Origin of the sequence: Psychrobacter sp. W2-37-MNA-CIBAN-0211 (genome assembly GCF_040309405.1) — a bacterium.
Lineage (GTDB): Bacteria > Pseudomonadota > Gammaproteobacteria > Pseudomonadales > Moraxellaceae > Psychrobacter > Psychrobacter glaciei.
This window is the reverse complement of record NZ_JBEOOU010000628.1, coordinates 1-231: the sequence shown is the minus strand read 5'-3', so window position 1 is coordinate 231 and position 231 is coordinate 1. Positions and strand designations below refer to the sequence as shown.

The following is a 231-nucleotide window of genomic DNA, read 5'->3' as shown; positions in this document are numbered from 1 at the left end:
CGGCATGGCTGCATCAGGCTTGCGCCCATTGTGCAATATTCCCCACTGCTGCCTCCCGTAGGAGTCTGGGCCGTGTCTCAGTCCCAGTGTGGCTGATCATCCTCTCAAACCAGCTAGGGATCGTCGCCTTGGTGAGCCATTACCTCACCAACTAGCTAATCCCACTTGGGCCAATCTAAAGGCGAGAGCCGAAGCCCCCTTTGGTCCGTAGACATTATGCGGTATTAGCAG

The 231-nt window shown here is 56.3% G+C and carries 1 rRNA gene; it reads right to left on the bottom strand.

Annotated features, from left to right (window positions below):
• Positions 1-231, bottom strand: a 16S ribosomal RNA gene (locus AAEY72_RS16525); the annotation flags it as partial.